This is a genomic window from Bacillus vallismortis (genome assembly GCF_004116955.1).
GTDB classification, from domain to species: domain Bacteria; phylum Bacillota; class Bacilli; order Bacillales; family Bacillaceae; genus Bacillus; species Bacillus vallismortis.
On the sequence record NZ_CP026362.1, the window covers coordinates 1,249,678 to 1,272,895 of the forward strand.

The following is a 23,218-nucleotide window of genomic DNA, read 5'->3' on the forward strand; positions in this document are numbered from 1 at the left end:
AGAGTCTCCTGCAAGGGAGACTTTTTACAGTAAAGGGGACATCATGATCCTTTACAGTAAGAGGTGTGACGATGAAAAAACAGCAATTTATTGATATGCAGGAACAGGGAACCTCAACAATCCCCAATCTTCTGCTTACGAATTATAAACAGCTTGGGCTCAATGAAACAGAATTTATACTGCTATTGAAAATTAAAATGCATTTAGAAAAAGGTTCTTATTTTCCTACACCGAATCAGCTGCAGGAAGGGATGTCAATTTCTGTCGAAGAATGCACAAACAGATTGCGGATGTTTATTCAAAAAGGTTTTCTGTTTATTGAAGAATGCGAGGACCAAAACGGCATCAAATTTGAGAAATATTCTCTTCAGCCTTTATGGGCCAAGCTGTACGAGTATATACAGCTTGCACAGAATCAAACGCAGGAAAGAAAAGCAGAAGGGGAACAAAAAAGCCTTTATACGATTTTTGAGGAGGAGTTCGCAAGGCCGTTATCACCTTTGGAGTGTGAAACATTGGCCATTTGGCAGGATCAAGATCAGCATGACGCACAGCTGATCAAACACGCCTTAAAAGAGGCGGTACTGTCAGGGAAACTCAGTTTCCGCTACATTGACCGGATTTTGTTTGAGTGGAAGAAAAACGGGCTGAAAACTGTGGAGCAGGCAAAAATCCACAGCCAGAAATTCCGGCGGGTACAAACAAAGCAAACTGAACCCCAAAAAGAGTATAAAAGGCAGGTTCCTTTTTACAATTGGCTTGAACAATAAAGTGAAAAGGTGACAATCGTGTTAAATCTAAAACAAATTGAATTCTGTCTAGACAAGATAGGCGACATGTTTCCCCACGCAGAGTGTGAACTGGTTCATTCCAATCCTTTTGAATTAGTGGTGGCAGTCGCTTTATCAGCGCAATGCACAGATGCACTTGTAAACAGAGTGACCAAAACATTATTTCAAAAATATAAACGGCCTGAAGACTATCTGGCTGTTTCGCTGGAAGAACTTCAGCAAGATATTAAATCGATCGGTTTGTATCGCAATAAGGCCAAGAATATTCAAAAATTGAGTAAAATGATTATTGAAGATTACGGCGGGGAAGTGCCGGAAGACCGCGATGAGCTTGTCAAACTGCCTGGTGTCGGAAGAAAGACCGCTAATGTCGTAGTATCTGTTGCCTTTGGCGTACCGGCCATTGCCGTAGATACCCATGTGGAGAGAGTCAGCAAACGTCTGGGAATCTGCCGATGGAAGGACTCGGTGCTGGAAGTGGAAAAGACGCTGATGCGCAAGGTTCCAAAAGAAGACTGGTCTGTTACGCATCACCGGCTTATTTTCTTTGGCAGATATCACTGTAAGGCCCAGTCTCCGCGCTGTGCGGAATGTCCGCTGCTGTCTCTGTGCAGAGAAGGGCAGAAAAGAGATAAAAAAGGACTGGTGAAACGATGACGCAAGCCAAAGAAGTGTTGGCTTCCTATGAGCAGCACTTGAGCAGTCTTGGCCAGATGAACGCCTTGGATATCACAGAAGCCTTGCGAATCAACCCTGTGTACTTTGACCTCTGCATGGAATCTCAAGACGTTTTTCCATGGGAAGACAGCGGCAAATACGTTCCAATTTTATTTGAAGTGTGGGAAGACATTAAGGAATCACTTCTCCCAGTCTTTCAAACAAGAAAATCGAGATGTGACCAAAACGACATGTTGAAGGGCATTGTGTGTTTGCTGGCTTCGTTCCACTGGACAGCGGGTGAGCGGGTAAAATCGCTCGATTGGCCAGAACTGACAGAGAAATCATTTCCCGTAAAGCCGATCAATTGGCCTGAACGAGTAGAATTTATTCTTCTAAAGCCGACCCAATACCATTGCTTTATTCAGCTTGATGAGCTGTTTGCTGAAATGAAAAAGCATTTTTATAAATATGCTGCGATGAATCGCTAAAACCTCCCTTCAAGGGGAGGTTTTTTTATGATGAAAAAAGCCATCACCCAAGGTGACGGCTATTTGTTTAATTTGCTTTATCAGTTGATGATGAATTTGTTTGTTTTTTGTCAGACGTGTTCGTTTTGTTTTTATTTGTATCAGATCCTGATGAATCATTTGTATCTGAGTTTGAATCACCATCCGACGTACCCTGATTGTTGTTGCTGTTGCTGTTATCATTGGTTTGGTCTTGATTGCTGTTGTCGGACGGATTGGTGTTCGTGTTGTCTTGTTTTTTGTCTTGATTGTTCGTTGAATCATCTGTCTGATCTTGATTTGTCTGACTGTCGTCTGTTTGCGAATCATCAGTCTGTGTATCATCCTGAGATTTATCTTCATCTTGCTTTTCATCATCGGTTTTCTCTTCGTCGTCTTTATCTTCTTCATCTTCATCCTTTGGCACTTCATAAGAAGTGGCAGCTGTATCGCTGCGGACATCGTCACTGATGGCTGTTACTTGAAATTTATACACAGATCCAGGCTGTACACCGGATATGACGGCTTCTTTTGCAGAACTGTTCTGAATCTCTGAATAGCTGCCGCCATCGACAGACTGCTTCACTTCAAAGGTGGCATCACCGTCATATTTCCAGCTTAAAGTCAGAGATTGATTGTCTTTGTCATATTTCACGCTTAAGCCAGTCGGTTTATCTGTTTCTTCTTTTTCATAAGTTTTAGAAACAGTAGAAGGGGCAGTGCCTTTGACAAAGTACTCCGTAAGCTTTTTGTCGCTCGGCGTATTTGGCCCCGCCAATTTCGCCGGGTTAGAACCTTTTTCTACAGTGGCTTCGACCACGCTGTCAGGCTTCTCAAACGATCCGCTTCCGTCATCGACATCGGCAATGAGCTGGGCGAATAGACGTTTTGCAACCTGCTGTTCTGTTTTATTTAAAGATTTTTTCCCTAATTTGTTGTTAGAGTCTACACCTGTCCATACAGCAGCGGTATATTGAGGTGTATATCCCACAAACCAAGAATCAGGTACACCACCTGACGCAATATTGTATTTTTGTATAGTCGTTTCATCAAAGTTTGTAGTCCCAGTTTTTCCGGCTACTTCTACTCCAGGGACTTGAGCGAGCTGTCCAGTACCTGTTTTAACAGCTGTTTTCAGCATATCTGTAATCATAAACGCAGTATAATCGCTCATTGCTGACTTTGATTTCGGTGTTAAATCAAGCTTTGTGCCATCGTTGAATTCAATAGACTTCACAAAATGCGGGTCGTTATACGTTCCGTTATTTCCAAACGCGCTGTATGCGCCTGCCATAGTTAGAGGAGAAACACCATCGTCTCCACCAAATCCGCCAATTGAGTAGGCCTCTGATACATTATCCCTTGTTAATCCCAGTCCAAGACCGTTTGCAAAGTCTACTGCAGCATCTTTACCAGCTGCCTGAAATGCTTTTAAGGCTGGAATATTTCTAGATTGTGCAAGTGCATAACGCATAGAGATAGGCCCTAGATATTTACGGTCCCAATCACGGATTGGTTTTCCGTTAGAATACGTATATGCTGAGTCATCAATTTGTTCATACGTAGACCATTTTTTGTTTTCAATAACTGGACCGTAGTCTAAAATCGGCTTTATGGTCGAACCAGGCTGTGCCTTAGTTTGAGTTGCATAGTTAAAGCCTCCGACAGGCTGATTGCGCCCAGCGCCAATCGCTCGAATTTCTCCATTTTTTGTATCGAGAAGGGTAACGCCGCCCTGCATGCCTTCAGTAAATCCGACGGTGTCTCCGTCCATTAATTCATTTAGTTTGTCTTGTGCTTTCGTATCTAATGTTGTATAAATTTTTAATCCGTCAGTTCCTGGATTGACATCAGATTTGTCTTCAATTTCTTTCATGACTTCTTCAACAAACGCGCTATATTTGTTTGAATTGTTTTTTTCATATTCCTGTTGTGATACAACGCCTTCGTCTTTCATCGCCACATTTTTGGCTTTATTATATTCAGGATCAGAAATAAATTTTTGTTTTTTCATCAGACTGAGTACGATGTTCCGTCTTTTTTCCGCTTTATCCGGGTTTTTAACGGGATTGTACGCTGTCGGGCTTTGCGGCATGCCCGCAAGTGTTGCCGCTTGTTCTACAGTCAATTTGCTTAAATCTGTGACGCCGAAAAATTCTTCCGCCGCTTTTCCGATTCCATATGCTCTAGGAGAAAAATAAATCCGGTTTAAATACATTTCTAAAATTTCATCTTTAGAGTAATTGCGCTCCAGCTGAATCGAAAGCCATACTTCCTGCACCTTCCGTTTCAGCGTCTTCTGATGAGAAAGAAGGGAGTTCTTGACGACCTGCTGGGTGATCGTACTTCCGCCTTCAGCACCGAAGCCGTCTGTAAAGTTGGCGACTAAGGCGCCGCCGATACGGACAGGGTCAATTCCGTGGTGTTCATAAAAACGGGCATCCTCTGTCGCAATAAAGGCTTCTTTTACAGTATCGGGAATTTCATCTATCGAGACGTAGGTCCGTTTTTCGGAGCCGTACTCAGCGATTTCTTCTCCATTTCTATCATATATTGTCGAAGAATAAGGCGTCTTTAATTTATTTTCGTCAAGCTTTGGCGCATCTGAAACCATGACGGCAAATGTGACGGCACCGCCGACTACGCCTAAAACAAATAGAATGAGTAAAGTAAAAAGGGTCTTTTTAAACAATCCGCCTTTTTTTCGTTTCTTGCCTTTTTTCGGTGAAGGACTCGATTTGCTGTTCGCTTTTCGTCGAGCTTCACGGCTGGTAAATTGATCTGACATAACATCTCAACCTTTCGTTAATCAACCTTTCGCACTAGATGACGGCGAAAAATAAAGCTGTTCTATAATACTAATATAATCAATTCTAGGTGCGTATCCAAGAGAAATCGGATACGCCGCTTCCTCTAATTCATCTTTTCGAATTGATTTTCTGCCGTTTTTTTCTTTTCTTTCCCAGAAATCAAACAGTTTATCGGCTTCCAAAAAATAAACCTGGTCGAAAGCGGATATAATAACAAAACAAATACCGTCTTGAGCCATTACCTGCTTCATATGTTCGATTTGATGATCATGAAAATTCTGCAAGGGGAAAGAGGTCTTGTTTTTTGTTTCTTTCGCCTCAAAATCAATATACCGCCCTTTGTAAATCCCGTTATAATCTGTCGTTGATGATTGTTTGAAGTAAGCTTCTTTTATCACTGCGGCACTTCTTTTTGGATAATGGACATTTACAATTTGAACAGGTGTCGGCTTTTTGTGTATGACGGCAATTTGGTTTGTCAGATAATACTTATTCGTTTCGTTTAAGTCATCTTCGAGGGTCATTCCGCGATTACTGTAGGACGGGGCCCTTTTCTGACTGTTTTGGGATGAAACCGAATGTTTCGGCTGAAACGTTTTTCCGTTAGGATACCGAATCATTTTCTCATCCTCCTTATTAAACTATTCGTGACGGAAGTGAATGTACATGCAAGAACAACAGGCCATCAGAAAGCTTCTGAGCGGGATTGAGCGGCAGACAAAAGCAAAAAACGCAGATAACATTTCAAGAACGAACGCATATAAAGCATTTTATGACCGTCATCCGGAAATCAAATGGTCGCTCTTGGCATCTTTTGTTTCTCGCAATGCCGGCTGGTCAATGACTGACTTAAAAGGCAGCCTGTTTCAGCTCGGACTCCGTGAGAGACAGCAAAAGTGGTTCTTTTTAGCCTATGAAAGAGCGAACTGGCTTATTTTTTCGGATGCCTATCCGCAGCTTCTTTTGTACCACTGGTCAAAAAACATCGGGAAACCGCTGTTCCATCATCTCCATGTGTTTGGCGTCTCGCGATTTATGGCAGAAGAATGGGCCCGTTTTTGGCATGAGAGAAACACGGAGCGGCTGATGTATGCCCTCATTATAAATGAACAAAACACTATCCAAACACCTATTATACAAAATCCTTCGTTTAAAAAGAACGTTTTTGACACGATTCCTTTTTATTTAAGTGACTGGTTTCATTTTAACACCGTTATTTTTCCTTCTTCAGACGGGTTTCTTTACGGCATTTCAGTAAAACGCTTTTCTAAAACAATGGAAAGGATACGGCTGGGAAAGCAGCTGTCTGAATTGCTGTTCAGTCCGGAATTGTTCTCTTCTTTTTATCACTATTTGCACACAGTGCCGCACACAGGCTCCCGTTTTGATATGGAAAAAATGATTGGGATCACAAAGAGAACATCTCCTATGTTAAGGACATGCTACCCTGAGTTCATCCACTCATTAGACGGAAAGAAAACGGATTGGTTTCATGGAAAGATGAAGAAAGCATTCTTTAGGCGTGAGGAATTGCCGAAGCAGATTGAATTGACAGACTGGTATCTGCATAAAAAACGTCAGCTTCATGCGCTTTTTGCGGTGGAGCATTGGCTGAAAAAATAAAGAAGCAAGGAATTTCCTTGCTTCTTACGTAGAAGGGCGGTTTGGGCCGCCTAATTTTTTATCTAAAGAATCGATTGCTTTTGATTCATTCTTTTTTTGCTGGCCGGCTTTTTTCGGTCTGGTTTTCATACGGCACCTCCTCACAAATATCGTTTGCATTAAGGGGGCGGATCATACAATTTTTGCGGGTGTTTTTGTCGAAAACTTCAGCTTTTCGTGGAATACCTGTTTGTTTGGCGATTTGCTTCTAGTTTTGTCATGAGGAAGGAAAGAGCTTGAAGAGCAAAGAATCTTAACCGGGAGAGATGAGGAAAAAGGGAGGTACACGAATGTCCGGTTACGTAAGCAAGACAGATATTCTCCGTATGCTTTCTGATATAGAAGATGAATTGACCCGAGCTGAGCAAAGCCTGAATCATTCCTTAAACGCATGTGAGGCTGAGATGCGGGAAACGGAAAACGGTCGCCTGAGTGTGCTGGAAGAAGAAATCATGGACCTTCATATTTGTATAGACGAGCTGCATCAATCACCTGAACACAGGTATGCATTTGAAAAGGTATACCGTATCGGCTGAATTTGCGTGTGAAATTTGGTACGATATCCATTGAGGTGAAGAATGTTGCAATCACAAACATTGCTGGAAATGACCGAGCAAATGATTGAAGCTGCTGAAAATGGCGCTGATCGATACCAGAAAGGAAAAGACAGTGATCTTTCATATGATTTTTTTGAGACGATAAAGCCTGCCGTTGAAGAGAATGATGATCTGGCGGCTCACTGGGCCAAAGGGGCACTTGAATGGATAAAAGCCCGCCGTCCGAAATATGTGCATAAAGAACAAATTGAGACCGTAAAGGATAATTTCCTGGAAATGGTCCTTCAATCCTATGTTCACCATATTCATAAAAAACGATTCAAGGACATCACTGAGTCTGTCCTTTATACATTGCATGCAGTAAAGGAAGAAATAGCAAGAGAAGACAGCCGGTAAAGGCTGTCTTCTTTAAGTTTGTTATAGGGGGCCGGACGCTAATTCAACTCATACGCCGGACTTTCTGCTCCATGTGCTTCGAGAACCTTCATACTGTTACGAAACTCAATTGTGCTGAGATGTCCTTGAATATAGAGGAACTTGGCAAAGTCCATCAGTTTATTCATACAGTCTGTTTCATATTTCTTCATTTCTGCAAAACGTTTGCTTAAGTATGATACGTTCATTATGGTGCATCCCCTCTCATCTGTATTGAAGATATAGTACCATAATGATTCGACTTTTTTCTGTTTTTAAAAAATTTAAACTTTCGACACAATTTGACAAAAGCGAATCAGGCATTGTGACACAACCAATAGACTTCATTCATACTATATTGAAGAGAAATATGTTGAGTTTAGGGGGAATCGTAATGAACAGGAATTCTCAAAGCTATCCTCGGCAAATGAGTTATTATGATCCTCAGCAAATGCAAGGATATTATCAACAGGCAGTACCTGGACAATACTGGCCGCAGCAGCATTATGGGCAGCAGGATTTTTATCAAACGTATTCTCCACACTATTCGTTGCCTATGCAGCCTTCTGTATTTTCCAACCCTTATCCAATCCCAAGACCTAACCAGCAGCAGCCCTCACAATTTCAAAGTATCATGTCGCAATTCAAAAAAGCCAACGGGCAATTTGATTTTAATAAAATGATGGATACGACAGGCCAAGTGATGAGCGCAATGAATCAAGTCGGATCTTTAATAAAGGGATTTACCAGCTTTTTTAAAGGATAGAAGCATGAATGAATCGCTCATTCATGCTTGTTTTTTGGAAAGAAAAGCGTCATTGTCTGCTCGTTCCAAGATGTTTCCATATCATCTTGGTGTACTTCATAAGGCAGCTGCACCGTTCTTGTCATGCTTGTAAATGTGGCCTCATTTTGCTGTTTCTGTTTCTCTTGGAGTGTTACATGCAGATACCTCGTTTTAATATCAACGACGATCTCTCCATCTCGAAACGACTCCGGAATCATGATGTCGACATACAGCCCGGTATCTCTTTCTCTGACATGTATAGTCGTCTGTACATCTTGTAAACTCGAGTTGATCAGGTTCTGAAATCCTTTTAAAAGGTTGCCGAACGTTGAGGATTGAAAAAGGTGGTCCATTGCCTCCGTTGTGATTTCTTCTTTCTTTTGCAATTCGTTCTTTTTGTCATCAGGGAATTCCAAATCTGCCACCGCCTTTTTTTAACCAGATTATGCGCCTATGCCAGATGTTGTTATAAATTGAAGCAAAATTGAAAGTGTGGTTAAATAGTGGTGAATGAAGGGATAACGGTTGAAGTGAATGAGAAGGGAGAAAATACATTGCTGAAAAAATTATTCGGTATGGGAAAAACTCAGGATAAAGCGGCGGAAGAGGTTATTTATTCTCCGGCAGACGGTACGGTTATGGACCTAACAGATGTGCCAGACCCGGTTTTTTCACAGAAAATGATGGGGGAAGGAATAGCGGTGGAACCAGCAAACGGTGACATCGTTTCACCTGTTGAAGGTGAAGTGATTCAGATTTTCCATACTAAACACGCCGTGGGCATTCGGACTCGCTCGGGAATTGAACTGTTAATTCACGTTGGGCTGGAAACGGTCAATATGAACGGAGAAGGATTTACTGCCCACATAAAAGAAGGGGACAAAGTGAAGGTTGGTGACCCGCTGATTACGTGTGATTTGGAATTAATAAAAGAAAAAGCGAGCAGTACGGTCATTCCAATCGTGATCATGAACGGTGAAGCTGTAGGTTCAATTGTGCCGGCTGGCGAAAAGGCTGCGCACAAAGGTGAAACAAAGCTCCTTACAATAAAAGCGAAATAAGCAGGGCGCATGCCTTGCTTTTTTTATTCGATTGTATAAAATTTGCACCTAGCCATGCAAACAAATATTCGGTAAACTGTACTTGACAAAGAGGTGTAAAGAATGAAAAAGAAATCACTGCCTGAGCTCATTTCCGAGTTAAAAGGAAATGAAAACGTTGTGAATTGGCATGAAATAGAGCCTCGTGAAGCAAAAACAAGGCCAATGCCTGAAAGTATAGACGAGAGAATAAAAGCAGCCCTTTCGAAAAGGGGCATTGAGAAACTATATACCCACCAATATTCCGCTTTCCAATATGTGCAAGAAGGGGAAAGCATCGTTACCGTAACGCCAACCGCATCAGGAAAAACGTTATGCTATAACCTCCCAGTCCTGCAGTCCATCGCCCAAGACGAAACAAACCGGGCGCTTTATTTATTCCCGACAAAAGCGCTGGCACAGGACCAAAAGAGCGAGCTGAATGAAATCATTGATGAAATGGGCATTGATATTAAAAGCTTTACATATGACGGGGATACGTCTCCGGCGATCAGACAAAAAGTGAGAAAAGCTGGCCATATTGTTATTACAAATCCCGATATGCTCCATTCTGCCATTCTTCCGCATCATACGAAATGGGTCAGTTTGTTTGAAAACCTTAAGTATATCGTTATCGATGAGCTTCATACGTATCGCGGTGTGTTCGGGAGCCATGTGGCTAATGTGATCCGGCGGCTGAAGCGGATCTGCCGGTTTTATGGGAGTGATCCGGTTTTTATTTGCACGTCCGCAACAATTGCCAACCCAAAGGAATTGGGAGAGCAGCTGACGGGCAAACCGATGCGGCTGGTCGATGACAACGGTGCCCCGAGCGGGCGGAAGCATTTTGTGTTTTATAATCCCCCACTTGTGAACAAACCGCTGAATATTAGAAAGAGCGCAACAGCAGAAGTGAATGAATTAGCGAAAGAGTTCTTGAAAAACAAAGTGCAGACCATTGTCTTTGCCAGAAGCAGAGTCCGGGTAGAAATTATTTTAAGCCATATTCAAGAGCTTGTGAAAAAAGAGATTGGGACAAAGTCAATCAGAGGCTATCGAGGAGGCTATCTTCCAAAAGAACGGAGAGAAATCGAAAGAGGCCTGAGAGAAGGCGAGATTTTAGGAGTTATCAGTACGAATGCCTTAGAGCTTGGTGTTGATATCGGCCAGCTGCAGGTGTGTGTGATGACGGGTTACCCTGGAAGTGTGGCAAGTGCATGGCAGCAGGCGGGACGAGCCGGCAGAAGGCACGGTGAATCTTTGATTATTATGGTCGCCAATTCAACGCCGATCGATCAATATATTGTGCGGCATCCTGAATACTTCTTTAACCGTTCGCCGGAATCTGCAAGAATCAATCCGGAGAATTTGATTATTTTAGTAGACCATTTAAAATGTGCGGCTTATGAGCTTCCTTTTAAAGCTGATGAGGAGTTTGGACCAATGGATGTAAGTGACATTCTTGAATACCTGCAGGAAGAGGCCGTTCTTCACCGCAATGGCGAACGGTATCATTGGGCAAGTGAATCGTTTCCTGCATCCAATATCAGTTTGCGTTCCGCATCACAAGAAAATGTCGTCATTGTTGACCAATCGGATATTGCAAATGTAAGGATTATCGGTGAAATGGATCGTTTTAGCGCGATGACGCTTTTGCATGATGAAGCGATTTATTTGCATGAAGGGGTTCAGTACCAAGTAGAAAAGCTGGATTGGGACCATAAAAAGGCTTATGTCAGAAAAGTCGATGTCGAGTATTATACAGATGCGAATTTGGCAGTTCAGCTAAAGGTATTAGAAGTTGATAAAACAAACGAAAATAGCGGTGCGTCATTGCACTATGGAGATGTCACTGTTAACGCCTTGCCGACCATCTTTAAAAAAATTAAAATGACGACCTTTGAAAATATTGGATCAGGTCCTATTCATTTGCCGGAAGAAGAACTGCATACAAGTGCAGCTTGGCTCGAAATCAAAAAAGCAGACGAAGATATTGGGGAAAAGACGCTGGAACAGCTGCTTCTGGGCATCTCGAATGTGCTCCAGCATATTGTCCCCGTGTATATTATGTGTGACCGAAACGATGTGCATGTTGTTTCTCAAATGAAAGCTGTCCATACGGGGTTGCCGACTATATTTTTATACGATCATTACCCGGGCGGTATCGGTTTAGCGGAGGAAGTCTACAAACGTTTTTCAGACATAAATGAAGCGGCGAAACAGCTCATCACACAATGTCCTTGTCATGATGGCTGTCCGTCATGTATAGGAACCGAAATAGAAGGGATAAAAGCAAAGAAGAGTATTTTGCAGCTGCTGAATCAAATGGCATAAGGAAGGAGGCCAGGTATGTCATTAAAAGGGAAACTTCAGCGAATGAAAAAGCATATGGTGTTCGATGAAGGGGAACATAAAAAAGAAAAAGACGAACAAAAAAACAAACTCGTTGAGAACCATGCTGAAATTCCATTTTTAGAAGAGTGGGAGACTTTTGGCATGAAGCCTTTTTTTTTCGAAGATGAGTACTGTCTTATTAGGGAAGTAGAATATCCGCTTTCTCACCGGCATGGATTATACCGTTTTTCTGAACTTGATGAAGTGATGCAATTGTGGAATCAAAGCAGCCTGTCGCATACGCTGTCAGCAAAAGGGTACAACAAAAACAGCCTCTTTTTCTTTGATACGGAAACGACCGGCCTTGGAGGCGGAGCCGGAAACACCATTTTTTTGCTTGGGCATGCGAGGGTATATGAAGACCGAGTGATAGTCAAACAGCATCTTTTGCCTAAACCGGGGAATGAAGTCGCCTTGTATCAAAGCTTTTTAAGCGAGGTTGACATTACATCGCTTGTGACCTACAACGGGAAAGCTTTTGATTGGCCGCAGGTGAAAACAAGGCACACATTGATCCGCGACAGACTTCCAAAGCTCCCGGAATTCGGCCACTTTGACCTGCTGCACGGAGCGAGACGCTTGTGGAAACACAAAATGGACCGCGTATCGCTTGGCACGGTTGAAAATGAGGAGCTTGGCATCCGCAGACAAGAAGATACACCGGGCTACTTGGCGCCAATGCTTTACTTTCATTTTATCAAGGCGCAAGAGCCGGAACTTCTAAAAGGCGTCCTGCATCATAATGAACTGGATGTGCTATCGCTTATTTCATTGTACATTCATATGTCTAAAAAAATTCTATCGAAATCACATGCGCCAAAAGAACACAGCGAAGCTTATGCCATGGCGAAATGGTTTATGGCCCACAAAGAAACGGATCAAGCGGTTATGCAGCTGGAAAAGCTTAAAGAAAAATCGTTTGAAGATCAGGATAGAGCCCGGCTGGATTTATCGCTCCTATACAAAAAACAAAACCGGTTGGAAGAGGCAGTGGCGCTTTGGGAAAACCTGTCCCGCTCCCAAAATCAGAAGTGCAGATACGCTGCTGTGATAGAACTCGCGAAATTTTTTGAGCATCAGAAAAAAGAGTTCGGAAAAGCATTGCATATTGCAGAACAATTACTTACTGATGAGGCGTTCTTTTCAGAAAAAGAAATTGAAAAGCTGCACGTAAGAATCGCCCGGCTGAAGAGGAAATATTCCTCTTAAATATTCCCCGGGAAAGCGCAAAAGACGACTTCTTTCGCCATGAAATTTTTTTGCTCAAATCACATCGATTCTGTTGTAGAATACCGGCGAATCCTGTAAAATGACGTTAGTTATTTTAAAGGGAGAGTTGGCATGTATAAGGGTGTTTTTTATTTGTTCTTTGTCGTTGTTTTTTTGATTGCTTTCGTATTTTCAAACTTTAAAGACAGCTTAATTGCACACTTTTAAAATAGGTCATTGCATCAGAACATGTACCCCCTATTTTTCATAACTTAGTATTGTAATAAAGTTTATGGAAAGGGGATTTAATCATGCATCACTGCAGACCGCATATGATGGCGCCAATTGTCCATCCTACTCATTGCTGTGAAAACCATACGTTTTCAAATACGATCGTGCCGCATATTCACCCACAGCACACAACAAACGTAAATCACCAGCATTTTCAGCACGTTCACTACTTTCCACACACTTTCTCAAATGTTGATACAGCAACGCATCAACATTTTCAAGCGGGAAGACCTTTCTTCGACTAGTATGGAAACGTGCAGCTTGATGGCAGAACAACAGCACATCAAAATGGGGCCCAATGGGAGCCCCATTTTTTATAAAGCAGGTGAAAGAATGAAAGTATTGGCTGTAACAGGATACAAGCCATTTGAACTTGGGATTTTTAAGCAGGATGACAAGGCGCTTTATTACATAAAAAAAGCGATAAAGAATCGTCTGATTGCTTTTTTAGATGAAGGACTAGAATGGATTTTAATTTCGGGCCAGCTTGGAACCGAACTCTGGGCAGCTGAGGCTGCCTATGATCTGCAGGAGGAATACCCTGATTTAAAGGTAGCTGTGATTACCCCTTTTTACGATCAGGAAAAGAACTGGAAAGAACCTAATAAAGACCTTTATGAAGCTGTTCTGGCACAGGCTGACTATGAAGAAAGCCTGACTCACAGGCCGTATGAAAGCCCGCTTCAGTTTAAACAAAAAAATCAGTTCTTCATTGATAAATCAGATGCGCTTATGCTTTTATATGATCCGGAAATGGAAGGGTCTCCAAAGTACATGCTGGAGACAGCGGAAAAGCGGCGCGAACAGGATGGCTATCCCATTTACTTTATTACAATGGATGACTTGAGAGTAACAGTGGAAGAAGACAGTTACTCATAGCAATAAGAGAAATTTGACAACCGTACAGATTTCTGAAAAAATATATGTGATGATTCACGATACGAGGTGAAAAAGATGCTTGCTGATAAAGTAAAGCTTTCTGCAAAAGAAATTTTGGAAAAAGAATTTAAAACAGGCGTTAGAGGCTATAAGCAAGAAGACGTTGACAAATTTTTAGATATGATTATTAAGGATTATGAAACCTTCCATCAAGAAATTGAAGAACTGCAGCAGGAAAATCTGCAGCTGAAAAAACAGCTTGAAGAAGCCAGCAAAAAACAGCCGGTACAATCTAACACAACGAACTTTGATATTTTAAAACGGCTGTCAAACTTAGAAAAGCACGTTTTTGGAAGCAAGCTTTATGATTGATTGCGCTTGAAAAAAATGGTGCTTGTAAATCTCAATCAGTTGTTATATAATAATTCATGTTCTTAACGTTCGGGTAATCGCTGCAGATCTTGAATCTGTAGAGGAAAGTCCATGCTCGCACGGTGCTGAGATGCCCGTAGTGTTCGTGCCTAGCGAAGTCATAAGCTAGGGCAGCCTTGATAGGCTGACGGCAGGAAAAAAGCCTACGTCCTTTGGATATGGCTGAGTATCCTTGAAAGTGCCACAGTGACGAAGTCTCACTAGAAATGGTGAGAGTGGAACGCGGTAAACCCCTCGAGCGAGAAACCCAAATTTTGGTAGGGGAACCTTCTTGACGGAATTCAACGGAGAGAAGGACAGAATGCTTTCTGTAGATAGATGATTGCCGCCCGAGTACGAGGTGATAAGCCGTTTGCAGTACGACGGAACAAAACATGGCTTACAGAACGTTAGACCACTTACATTTAAAATGATCAAAACAAGCTCTCCCGTATAAGGAGAGCTTTTATCTTGAAAAGAGAAAAGTTTTAAAAGACAGGGTGATACGATGAAGAAGTATACACTAATTGCAACAGCGCCGATGGGCATTGAAGCTGTTGTCGCAAAGGAAGTACGTGACTTAGGATACGAATGCAAGGTTGATAACGGAAAAGTTATTTTTGAAGGTGATGCACTCGCTATTTGCCGCGCGAACCTTTGGCTTAGAACAGCCGACCGCATAAAGGTTCAGGTTGCTTCTTTTAAAGCGAAAACATTTGATGAACTGTTTGAAAAAACGAAAGCGATTAACTGGCGTTCATTTATCCCTGAAAACGGGAAATTCCCGGTCATCGGGAAATCGGTAAAATCAACACTTGCAAGCGTTCCCGACTGCCAGCGGATTGTTAAAAAAGCAATTGTTGAAAAGCTCAAGCAGCAGTCCGCTAAAGCCAATGACTGGATTGAAGAAACAGGTGCCGAGTATAAGGTAGAAATTTCTTTATTGAAAGATCAGGCGGTTCTTACGCTGGATTCGTCGGGGACAGGTCTCCACAAACGAGGATACCGTGTTGATCAGGGCGGCGCGCCGATTAAAGAAACTCTTGCTGCCGCTTTAGTTCAATTAACCAATTGGACTCCGGACCGACCGTTTGTTGATCCTTTTTGCGGTTCTGGGACGATTGCGATCGAAGCCGCGTTAATCGGCCAAAACATCGCCCCGGGTTTTAACCGCGATTTTGCCTCGGAGGATTGGGAATGGATCGGCAAAGAGCTATGGGACAAAGCACGGCTTGAAGTTGAAGAAAAGGCGAATTATGACCAGCCGCTCACCATTTTCGGAAACGACATAGACCACCGCATGGTGCAAATCGCAAAAGAGAATGCAGAGGAAGCAGGCTTGGGAGATTTAATCGAGTTTAAGCAGATGCAGGTCAAAGACTTCACGACAAATCTGGAGTTTGGGGTCATTGTCGGCAATCCGCCATACGGAGAGCGTCTCGGCGAGAAAAAAGCCGTTGAGCAGATGTACAAAGAAATGGGACAGGCATTCGAACCGCTAGATTCCTGGTCTGTGTACATGCTGACATCAAATGAGAACTTTGAGGAAGCATACGGCAGAAAAGCGACGAAAAAACGAAAGCTGTTTAACGGATTTATTAAAACGGATTATTATCAATACTGGGCAAAAGTAAGACCGCAGCGCAAGAAAACAGAAAACGCATAAAAAAGAAGACGCGCTGCATGCGTCTTCTTTCATCTTTCAGCCATATTCTATCGTTACCAACGGTGCGCTTTCGCGTTGCTTCTCAAAATAATGTTGGTTTGGGACATTTCAGTGTGACCGTTTACTTGAGACTTAGAACGTTTAGGCCGCGTCCAATTGTGATGAAACAGTTCAGAATGCTGATCTAATCGATTTCTATAACTCATGTCAACATCACTCCCTGATAGAATATTGTTGATAAGACGGATAATCCGGGTACGGAATATCGAATGTAGTTTGTGCCTATTTCGGTGATAACATGCGGAAAGCATGTATATAAAATGAAAAGTTCGCATAAAATGATGATTATTTCCATCAGAGGTGATCTCATGCTGAACAGCGAACATTTTAATCTGATTCAAAGGGCGCTTGACGCAACAGCAAACGAGCTGAAGGGGCTCGAGACTGATTTGTCTCCGTCCATGATTTCACATGCGCAAAATGATTTAGAAAAAGCGGTGGAACATATTTATTCAACAGACCATCCTTTTTTATCGTCGCATGTGATCAATCGAAAGTAAGCTGCAAAAAACTTGGCAATGCCAAGTTTTTTTATTGTATTCATAAGTGGGACATGATATTATTGATGGTCTGAATGTCGAATAGTTGGGGGTTGGAACTAGGTGACAACATCACGTTTGCCTTTTTCTTTAACAAAAACAAAGAATTTTTATGAAGAATTGAACAATTGGATTGGTGACGTGTTTTACGATATCCTTCCCGAAAAAGGGTTTGATCTTCGGGATGAGCAAGTATTTATGGCTTTTCAGCTGGAGCGTGCGTTTAAAGAGAAACAAGTCATGTTTGCCGAAGCTGGAGTGGGAACGGGGAAAACACTCGTTTATCTTCTTTTTGCGATCAGCTATGCAAGATATGTCGGCAAACCCGCCATTATCGCTTGTGCTGATGAAACATTAATCGAACAGCTAGTGAAAAAAGAAGGCGATATTTCGAAGCTGGCTGAGCATTTGGATCTGAACATTGATACAAGACTGTCAAAATCACATGAGCAATATTTATGCGTTAAGAAACTTGAAAGAACAATGCAGCGCTCTGATGATGATAAATGGCTGGATCTTTATGAGTCATTGCCGTCATTTGTCCATGGATCACAGGCGATGCAGCGCTTTTATCCGTATGGCGACCGTAAGCAGTACGCCAATCTGTCAAATGAAGAATGGTCTGAAGTAAGCTATGACTCATTTCAGGATTGTTTGACTTGTGATATGAGACACAGATGCGGGTTGACGCTTTCCAGAGATCACTACCGCAAGTCAACAGACTTGATCGTTTGCTCCCACGACTTCTACATGGAGCATGTGTGGACGGAAGAATCCCGCAAACGAGAGGGTCAGCTGCCGCTCTTGCCTGATCATAGCGCCGTTGTGTTTGATGAAGGGCATCTGTTAGAGTTTGCCGCACAAAAAGCGTTAACCTACAGAGTGAAGCAGTCTACTCTTGAATTGTTTTTAGAGCGATTGCTTCAAAATGACATCAGAGAAGAGTTTGCCGAACTGATTGAAGATGCCCTTGCTGCAAACGACGAATTTTTCTATGTTCTTTCTGAAGAAGCAAAAGAAGTAGCCGGTTCACACCGTTTAGAAATAAAAAATGATCAGCGTGTCAAAAAGGCGGCGGACGGGCTTTGCCGTTTACTTGATAAAATCGGTGAGGCTCTCGTGTTCGAGTCTGAGATGTACACGATTGATCAATACGAGCTGTCAGTTGTGGAAGAGTATGTAGAACAAATGGCGTATTCATTATCGCTATATCAAAAAGATGCAATCAGCTGGCTGGAGAAAAAGGAATCAGAATCAACCTTTGTTGTCATGCCGAGAACGGTTGCAGAAGTGTTGGGCGAAAAAGTGTTTTCTAAAAAGATTCCCTATATCTTCTCTTCTGCCACCCTGTCAGAAGGCGGATCGTTTGATTATATTGCCGATAGCCTCGGAATTCATGATTACTTGTCGTTGACTGTTGATTCTCCTTATGATTACGACGAGCAAATGAGCGTGAATCTCTATGCGAAAGCAAGTATGGACGCCAAACAAAAAACGGCTGAAACGATAGAAACGATTAATGGTTATAAAGGCAGAACGCTGGTGCTTTTCCCTTCTTTTGAGGAATTAAACGAGTTTAAGCAGCTGTCGGCGGCCTTTGAGCTGCCGTATCCGATTTTCTTTGAAGGTGATGAGGAAATCAGCAGTTTAGTGGAGAAATTCCAAGAGGAAGAGGAAACCGTACTCTGTTCAGTTCACTTATGGGAAGGGCTGGATATTCCTGGTGACGCCTTGAAAAATGTTACCATTTGGTCATTGCCATTCCCTCCTCATGATCCTGTGTTTACAGCAAAACGCAACGGGGCGAAAAAAGATCCGTTCGAAGAAGTTGATCTGCCATATATGTTATTACGCGTGCGGCAGGGCATCGGGCGTCTGATTCGTTCCAATCAAGACAGCGGCTCGATTCACATTTACGCTGGCGGAGAAACTGAACGCATTATTGATGAAGTCAAAAAGGTCTTGCCTGTTGAACCGCAAATGATGTAATAGAAAAAGCTGACGATCGTATTCGTCAGCTTTTTTGTTTTGTCAGCGGGCCAGCCAGCCGCCGTCAACGGCTAAAATATGCCCATTCACATAATCTGAAGCACGTGATGCCAAAAAGACTGCCGTTCCGCCGATATCATCTGCTTTGCCCCAGCGGCCGGCGGGAATTCTCTTTAAAATTTCCTCATTCCGCTTTTTGTCGTCGCGAATAGGCTTTGTATTCGCGGTAGAAATATAGCCCGGGGCGATTGCGTTGATCTGAACACCGGATGCTGCCCACTCATTTGCAAATGATTTTGTTAAACCGGCAACTGCGTGTTTGCTTGCCGTATATGCGGGAACAAGAATACCGCCTTGAAAAGACAGGAGAGAAGCGATATTAATAATCTTTCCATAGCCTCTTTTCAGCATATGGCTGCCTGCCAGCTGTGTCAGAATAAACAAGCTATTTAGATTGACATTTAGTACGTGATGCCAGTTTTCTTCGGCAAAATGTTCCGCTTTTTCCCGGTGGATAATGCCGGCATTATTGACAAGAATGTCAATTTGGCGGCTTTCAAACAGCTCAGCTGCCGAATCTTTTATCGCTTCCGGCTTGCTCATATCCAATGTAAAAGACGTAAACGTACGGCCTTCCTGCTCCACAAGCTGTTGTGTTTCAGACAGGCCGCTTTTATGTGATGTGCCGATAATATCGGCGCCAGCCCCGGCAAGCGCTTTGGCAATTCCTTGACCGATTCCTGTTCCGGGACCCGTCACCAGCGCTGTTTTTCCTTCTAATGAAAAGGTGTCATGTAGATAACTCATTTTATTTCAGCCCATCCATCGGAACGACATCCATGTCCGTAAATGTGTAATTTTCCCCAGCCATCGCCCACACAAAGCTGTAATTCGAAGTTCCTGCGCCAGAGTGAATAGACCAGGCAGGAGAAAGGACAGCCTGTTCATTTCCGACAACAAGGTGGCGTGTTTCGTCCGGCTGGCCCATGAAGTGAAACACCTTTGAATCCTTCTCAAGATCAAGGTACAGATAAGCCTCCATCCGGCGGTCATGAACGTGTGCCGGCATGGTGTTCCAGTTGTTATTTGGATCTAGCATCGTAATCCCCATCATAAGCTGACAGCTTTTAATGCCATCTTGATGAATGACTTTGTAGAGGCTTCGGACATTAGAGGCTGCATCATCTCCAAGGCGGTCTGGTGCCAGCTCGGAAAGAGCGGCTTTTTGTGTCGGATAGCTTTGATGGGCACAAGCGGAAACGAAGTAAAATTTCGCTTGTTCTCCGTTCAGGCTAGTAAATGCAACATCCTGATTGCCCATTCCGATATAGAGAAAATCCTTTGTTTGGAGCACATATTCGTCATCACCGACCCTGACAGCGCCAGGCTGTCCGACATTAATAATCCCAATTTCACGCCGCTCCAAAAAGAAGTCTGTTTTAAGAAAATCCCCGGCGTCTAGCTTCAGTTCATTTTGTCCCGGAGCCGCGCCGCCGATGACAACCCGGTCTTCATGCGAGTAATACATTGAAAGTTTGTTTTCCTTAAATAAAGGTTCCATTAAAAAATGACTGCGCAGCTCCTCAGTTGTAAAGCGCTTTACTTGTTCAGGGTGTACAGAATAACGATTTTCCATTGTGTTTCCCCCTTAGTTAAGATTTCGGCATCACTTGAATGAAAACATTTTGGTAACGGTTTCAAAGAAAATTTTAGGATAAATAGCTGAAAGAGTCAACGCCAAAAATGTAATTAAGCACATTTTTGAAAAAACTCTTTTCGAATTTTAAAAATATGGTATTCTTGTGTTGTAACGGTTTTGGGATCGGTTTCAAATATAAGATGATACAGGAGCACTTGAATGAAAAAGAAAACAACAAGCCATACGACGATCAAAGATGTAGCAGAATGTGCAGGAGTTTCGAAATCGACAGTTTCCCGTTATATCAACGGAAAAATTGATGCGATTTCTCCTGAAAAAGTGAAAAGCATTAAAAAGGCAATCGCAGAATTGAATTATCGGCCAAGTAAAATGGCACAAGGTTTAAAAATAAAAAAAAGCAAATTAATCGGATTTGTTGTAGCTGACATTACAAATCCTTTCTCAGTTGCGGCTTTCAGAGGCGTCGAAGAGGTTTGTGATCAATATGGCTACAGTATTATGGTCTGCAACACAGATAACAATCCTGAAAAAGAGCGGGAAATGCTTTTGAAGCTTGAAGCCCATTCGGTTGAAGGGCTGATTTTAAACGCAACGGGAGAAAACAAGGATGTACTGCATGCCTTTAGAGAACAGCAAATTCCTACGATATTAATTGACCGGAAACTTCCGGATCTGAAACTGGATACAGTAACTACTGACAATAGAAGAATCACAAGAGAGATTCTTCAGAAGATTTACAGCAAAGGATACACTGATGTCGCACTGTTTAGCGAACCGGTTTCTTCTATAAGCCCTCGTACAGAAAGAGCAGAAGTGTATCAAGAAATGGCTTCTGTTGAAAATGTGAACGGGCTTGTCAGAATGTATGAAATTGACGTGAAAAACAAAGAACAGCTTAAGGCGGCGCTTCAAACGTTTCACACGGAGATGCCGGAGCAAAAAAAAGCGATTTTGGCGTTGAACGGCTTAATTATGCTGAAAATCATCAGCTGTATGGAAGAACTCGGCCTGCGCATCCCTCAAGATATAGGAATTGCAGGGTTTGATGATACGGAATGGTATAAACTGATCGGTCCGGGCATTACAACGATCGCCCAGCCGTCGCATGATATGGGCAGGACGGCGATGGAACGTGTATTAAAAAGGATTGAAGGTGACAAGGGAGCGCCTCAAACCATTGAATTAGAGGCGGAAGTCATTATGAGACAGTCGCTTTAATCCTATGTGCCCTCAACTGAAGAGGAGGTTGGGAAGAGATGAAGCTTGATGCGGTGACATTCGGGGAATCGATGGCCATGTTTTACGCAAATGAGTACGGAGGCCTTCATGAAGTATCCACTTTTTCTAAAGGGCTGGCCGGAGCAGAAAGCAATGTCGCTTGCGGCTTGGCCAGACTCGGATTTCAGATGGGATGGATGAGCAAGGTCGGCGATGATCAGCTCGGAACATTTATTTTACAGGAGCTTAAAAAAGAGGGAGTGGATGTGTCCCGCGTGGTCCGCTCACAGGACGGAAATCCCACCGGCCTGCTGCTAAAGTCAAAAGTGAAAGAAGGCGATCCGCTAGTTACCTATTACAGGAAACACTCAGCTGCAAGCACACTAACGTCTGCTGAATACCCGAGAGATTATTTTCAATGCGCAGGCCATTTGCATGTGACTGGTATTCCCCCAGCCTTATCAGCTGATATGAAAGACTTTACCTACCACGTGATGAAGGACATGAAACATGCTGGGAAAACGGTATCGTTAGATCCCAATTTGAGACCTTCGCTTTGGCCCGATCAAGTAACGATGGCCCATACGATCAATGATCTGGCGGGGCTTGTAGATTGGTTTTTCCCGGGGATCGCAGAGGGGGAGCTGTTGACCGGAGAGAAAACACCTGAAGGCATTGCCGACTATTATCTGAAAAAAGGTGTCAGTTTTGTCGCTATTAAACTCGGAAAAGAAGGCGCTTACTTTAAAACAAGGGAAAGTGAAGGATTTGCAGAAGGTTTCCGGGTCGACCGTGTGGTTGATACAGTCGGTGCCGGAGACGGATTTGCAGTCGGTGTGATCAGCGGGATTCTTGACGGTTTGTCGTACAAGGATGCGGTGCAAAGAGGGAATGCGATTGGCGCTTTGCAAGTGCAGGCACCGGGGGATATGGACGGCTTGCCGACCAGAGAGAAATTAGCTGCGTTTTTATCTGCTCAAAGAACGGTTTACCAAAAGAAAGGAGATTATTAATATGGAGTCTAAAATTGTTGTAAACCGTCTGAAAGAAGCAAGGCTGATTGCAGTCATTCGTTCACAGGATAAACAGGAAGCCTGCCGGCAGATTGAGAGCTTATTAAATAAAGGGATTCGTGCAGTTGAAGTGACGTATACGACACCTGGGGCATCGGAAATTATCGAATCATTCCGTAATAGAAAAGATATCTTAATCGGCGCGGGCACAGTCATCACTGCGCAGCAAGCGGGTGAAGCTGCTGAGGCTGGGGCGCAATTTATTGTCAGTCCGGGTTTTTCATCGGATCTTGCTGAACATCTTTCGTTTTTGAAGACACATTATATCCCTGGTGTATTGACTCCAAGCGAAGTAATGGAAGCGCTCACATTCGGTTTTACTACATTAAAGCTGTTCCCAAGCGGTGTGGTTGGCATTCCGTTTATGAAAAATTTAGCGGGCCCTTTCCCGCAGGTGACCTTTATTCCGACAGGCGGAATACATCCGTCTGAAGTGCCGGATTGGCTCAAAGCCGGAGCTGGGGCCGTCGGTGTCGGCAGTCAGCTTGGCAGCTGTTCAAAAGAGGATTTGCAGGCTGTTTTTCAAGTGTAAAGGTGTATAGTTTTTCTCATAAACCGGATGA

Annotated in this window: 27 protein-coding genes, 1 other RNA gene and 1 pseudogene; 21 read left to right on the plus strand and 8 right to left on the minus strand. The window is 43.0% G+C overall.

The features are described 5' to 3' along the window. Positions 1 to 71: 71 nt before the first annotated feature. From dnaD to BV11031_RS06835, 3 genes are read left to right on the plus strand one after another with little or no spacing between them, the layout of a single operon-like run. The gene (gene dnaD, locus BV11031_RS06825; RefSeq protein WP_010330543.1) at positions 72 to 770 is read left to right on the plus strand and encodes a DNA replication protein DnaD; all 699 of its coding nucleotides are present in this window, start codon (positions 72 to 74) and stop codon (positions 768 to 770) included. Positions 771 to 788: 18 nt separating this feature from the next. Next, entirely contained in the window at positions 789 to 1,448 is a 660-nt protein-coding gene (gene nth / locus BV11031_RS06830) for an endonuclease III (RefSeq protein WP_010330544.1), read from the plus strand. Continuing rightward, positions 1,445 to 1,939: a YpoC family protein gene (locus tag BV11031_RS06835; protein ID WP_010330545.1), complete on the plus strand. Its 495-nt coding sequence runs from the start codon at positions 1,445 to 1,447 to the stop codon at positions 1,937 to 1,939. Before nth ends, BV11031_RS06835 begins: the two co-directional genes overlap by 4 nt. A gap of 67 nt (positions 1,940 to 2,006) precedes the next feature. Here BV11031_RS06835 and BV11031_RS06840 read toward each other — a convergent pair whose 3' ends face one another. Together BV11031_RS06840 and recU are read right to left on the minus strand one after the other, a co-directional pair. Further along, entirely contained in the window at positions 2,007 to 4,745 is a 2,739-nt protein-coding gene (locus BV11031_RS06840; protein ID WP_129550708.1) for a transglycosylase domain-containing protein, read from the minus strand. A 21-nt stretch (positions 4,746 to 4,766) separates the two neighbouring features. Beyond that, positions 4,767 to 5,387: a Holliday junction resolvase RecU gene (recU, locus tag BV11031_RS06845; protein ID WP_010330548.1), complete on the minus strand. Its 621-nt coding sequence runs from the start codon at positions 5,385 to 5,387 to the stop codon at positions 4,767 to 4,769. A gap of 40 nt (positions 5,388 to 5,427) precedes the next feature. Here recU and BV11031_RS06850 point away from each other — a divergent pair, with 40 nt between their 5' ends. Next, complete coding sequence (locus BV11031_RS06850) at positions 5,428 to 6,390, plus strand: DUF2515 domain-containing protein (protein ID WP_082246376.1); 963 nt, start codon at positions 5,428 to 5,430, stop codon at positions 6,388 to 6,390. Between the two features lie 24 nt (positions 6,391 to 6,414). Here the strand turns inward: BV11031_RS06850 and sspM are convergent, their stop codons facing one another. After that, positions 6,415 to 6,519 carry an acid-soluble spore protein SspM gene (sspM, locus tag BV11031_RS06855; protein ID WP_010330550.1) on the minus strand — a complete coding sequence of 35 codons (105 nt, stop codon included), beginning with the start codon at positions 6,517 to 6,519 and terminating at the stop codon, positions 6,415 to 6,417. 200 nt (positions 6,520 to 6,719) lie between these two features. On the opposite strand from sspM, the gene BV11031_RS06860 reads away from it, so the two are divergent. Together BV11031_RS06860 and BV11031_RS06865 are read left to right on the plus strand one after the other, a co-directional pair. After that, the gene (locus tag BV11031_RS06860) at positions 6,720 to 6,965 is read left to right on the plus strand and encodes a DUF5446 family protein (protein WP_010330551.1); all 246 of its coding nucleotides are present in this window, start codon (positions 6,720 to 6,722) and stop codon (positions 6,963 to 6,965) included. A 45-nt stretch (positions 6,966 to 7,010) separates the two neighbouring features. Further along, on the plus strand, positions 7,011 to 7,382 hold the full coding sequence (locus BV11031_RS06865; RefSeq protein WP_026014532.1) for a YppE family protein: 372 nt from the start codon (positions 7,011 to 7,013) through the stop codon (positions 7,380 to 7,382). A gap of 38 nt (positions 7,383 to 7,420) precedes the next feature. Here the strand turns inward: BV11031_RS06865 and BV11031_RS06870 are convergent, their stop codons facing one another. Next, positions 7,421 to 7,609, minus strand: coding sequence for a YppF family protein (locus tag BV11031_RS06870; RefSeq protein ID WP_010330553.1), 189 nt, complete (start codon positions 7,607 to 7,609; stop codon positions 7,421 to 7,423). Between the two features lie 185 nt (positions 7,610 to 7,794). Here BV11031_RS06870 and BV11031_RS06875 point away from each other — a divergent pair, with 185 nt between their 5' ends. Next, positions 7,795 to 8,166, plus strand: a complete 372-nt coding sequence (locus tag BV11031_RS06875) for a YppG family protein (protein ID WP_010330554.1) — start codon at positions 7,795 to 7,797, stop codon at positions 8,164 to 8,166. Between the two features lie 17 nt (positions 8,167 to 8,183). Here BV11031_RS06875 and BV11031_RS06880 read toward each other — a convergent pair whose 3' ends face one another. Further along, on the minus strand, positions 8,184 to 8,603 hold the full coding sequence (locus BV11031_RS06880; RefSeq protein ID WP_010330555.1) for an Hsp20/alpha crystallin family protein: 420 nt from the start codon (positions 8,601 to 8,603) through the stop codon (positions 8,184 to 8,186). A 138-nt stretch (positions 8,604 to 8,741) separates the two neighbouring features. On the opposite strand from BV11031_RS06880, the gene BV11031_RS06885 reads away from it, so the two are divergent. The 9 genes and pseudogenes from BV11031_RS06885 to BV11031_RS06925 all read left to right on the plus strand — a co-directional run bounded on the left by BV11031_RS06885 (position 8,742) and on the right by BV11031_RS06925 (position 16,116). Then, the gene (locus BV11031_RS06885; protein WP_010330556.1) at positions 8,742 to 9,248 is read left to right on the plus strand and encodes a PTS sugar transporter subunit IIA; all 507 of its coding nucleotides are present in this window, start codon (positions 8,742 to 8,744) and stop codon (positions 9,246 to 9,248) included. 102 nt (positions 9,249 to 9,350) lie between these two features. Then, a complete protein-coding gene (mrfA, locus tag BV11031_RS06890; RefSeq protein ID WP_129550709.1) occupies positions 9,351 to 11,600 on the plus strand; it encodes an ATP-dependent helicase MrfA in 2,250 nt (749 codons plus the stop codon). Between the two features lie 15 nt (positions 11,601 to 11,615). After that, the gene (locus tag BV11031_RS06895) at positions 11,616 to 12,869 is read left to right on the plus strand and encodes a ribonuclease H-like domain-containing protein (RefSeq protein ID WP_129550710.1); all 1,254 of its coding nucleotides are present in this window, start codon (positions 11,616 to 11,618) and stop codon (positions 12,867 to 12,869) included. A gap of 114 nt (positions 12,870 to 12,983) precedes the next feature. After that, a pseudogene (locus BV11031_RS06900) lies at positions 12,984 to 13,097 on the plus strand (hypothetical protein); the annotation flags it as partial. Between the two features lie 83 nt (positions 13,098 to 13,180). Beyond that, positions 13,181 to 13,405, plus strand: coding sequence for a spore coat protein CotD (cotD, locus tag BV11031_RS06905; protein ID WP_010327930.1), 225 nt, complete (start codon positions 13,181 to 13,183; stop codon positions 13,403 to 13,405). An 88-nt stretch (positions 13,406 to 13,493) separates the two neighbouring features. After that, positions 13,494 to 14,039, plus strand: a complete 546-nt coding sequence (locus BV11031_RS06910) for an SLOG family protein (protein WP_010327931.1) — start codon at positions 13,494 to 13,496, stop codon at positions 14,037 to 14,039. Positions 14,040 to 14,114: 75 nt separating this feature from the next. After that, positions 14,115 to 14,411: a cell division regulator GpsB gene (gene gpsB, locus BV11031_RS06915; RefSeq protein ID WP_003225629.1), complete on the plus strand. Its 297-nt coding sequence runs from the start codon at positions 14,115 to 14,117 to the stop codon at positions 14,409 to 14,411. A 65-nt stretch (positions 14,412 to 14,476) separates the two neighbouring features. After that, positions 14,477 to 14,858, plus strand: an RNA gene (gene rnpB / locus BV11031_RS06920) — RNase P RNA component class B. Positions 14,859 to 14,958: 100 nt separating this feature from the next. Further along, the gene (locus BV11031_RS06925) at positions 14,959 to 16,116 is read left to right on the plus strand and encodes a THUMP domain-containing class I SAM-dependent RNA methyltransferase (RefSeq protein ID WP_010327932.1); all 1,158 of its coding nucleotides are present in this window, start codon (positions 14,959 to 14,961) and stop codon (positions 16,114 to 16,116) included. A gap of 53 nt (positions 16,117 to 16,169) precedes the next feature. On the opposite strand, the gene BV11031_RS06930 is transcribed toward BV11031_RS06925, so the two are convergent. Next, on the minus strand, positions 16,170 to 16,322 hold the full coding sequence (locus BV11031_RS06930) for a YpzG family protein (RefSeq protein WP_010327933.1): 153 nt from the start codon (positions 16,320 to 16,322) through the stop codon (positions 16,170 to 16,172). A 162-nt stretch (positions 16,323 to 16,484) separates the two neighbouring features. On the opposite strand from BV11031_RS06930, the gene BV11031_RS06935 reads away from it, so the two are divergent. Both BV11031_RS06935 and BV11031_RS06940 read left to right on the plus strand, forming a co-directional pair. Beyond that, positions 16,485 to 16,676, plus strand: a complete 192-nt coding sequence (locus tag BV11031_RS06935) for a hypothetical protein (RefSeq protein ID WP_026014424.1) — start codon at positions 16,485 to 16,487, stop codon at positions 16,674 to 16,676. A gap of 102 nt (positions 16,677 to 16,778) precedes the next feature. Continuing rightward, on the plus strand, positions 16,779 to 18,704 hold the full coding sequence (locus BV11031_RS06940; protein ID WP_010327935.1) for an ATP-dependent DNA helicase: 1,926 nt from the start codon (positions 16,779 to 16,781) through the stop codon (positions 18,702 to 18,704). A gap of 42 nt (positions 18,705 to 18,746) precedes the next feature. On the opposite strand, the gene kduD is transcribed toward BV11031_RS06940, so the two are convergent. Beyond that, entirely contained in the window at positions 18,747 to 19,511 is a 765-nt protein-coding gene (gene kduD / locus BV11031_RS06945) for a 2-dehydro-3-deoxy-D-gluconate 5-dehydrogenase KduD (protein WP_010327936.1), read from the minus strand. 1 nt (position 19,512) lies between these two features. Then, a complete protein-coding gene (kduI, locus tag BV11031_RS06950) occupies positions 19,513 to 20,340 on the minus strand; it encodes a 5-dehydro-4-deoxy-D-glucuronate isomerase (protein ID WP_010327937.1) in 828 nt (275 codons plus the stop codon). Between the two features lie 222 nt (positions 20,341 to 20,562). On the opposite strand from kduI, the gene BV11031_RS06955 reads away from it, so the two are divergent. From BV11031_RS06955 to eda, 3 genes are read left to right on the plus strand one after another with little or no spacing between them, the layout of a single operon-like run. Then, complete coding sequence (locus BV11031_RS06955) at positions 20,563 to 21,582, plus strand: LacI family DNA-binding transcriptional regulator (protein WP_010327938.1); 1,020 nt, start codon at positions 20,563 to 20,565, stop codon at positions 21,580 to 21,582. Positions 21,583 to 21,620: 38 nt separating this feature from the next. Continuing rightward, on the plus strand, positions 21,621 to 22,595 hold the full coding sequence (gene kdgK / locus BV11031_RS06960) for a 2-dehydro-3-deoxygluconokinase (protein WP_010327939.1): 975 nt from the start codon (positions 21,621 to 21,623) through the stop codon (positions 22,593 to 22,595). Position 22,596: 1 nt separating this feature from the next. Beyond that, positions 22,597 to 23,187 (plus strand): bifunctional 4-hydroxy-2-oxoglutarate aldolase/2-dehydro-3-deoxy-phosphogluconate aldolase, encoded by a 591-nt coding sequence (gene eda / locus BV11031_RS06965; protein ID WP_010327940.1) that lies wholly within the window; start codon positions 22,597 to 22,599, stop codon positions 23,185 to 23,187. Positions 23,188 to 23,218 lie beyond the last annotated feature (31 nt).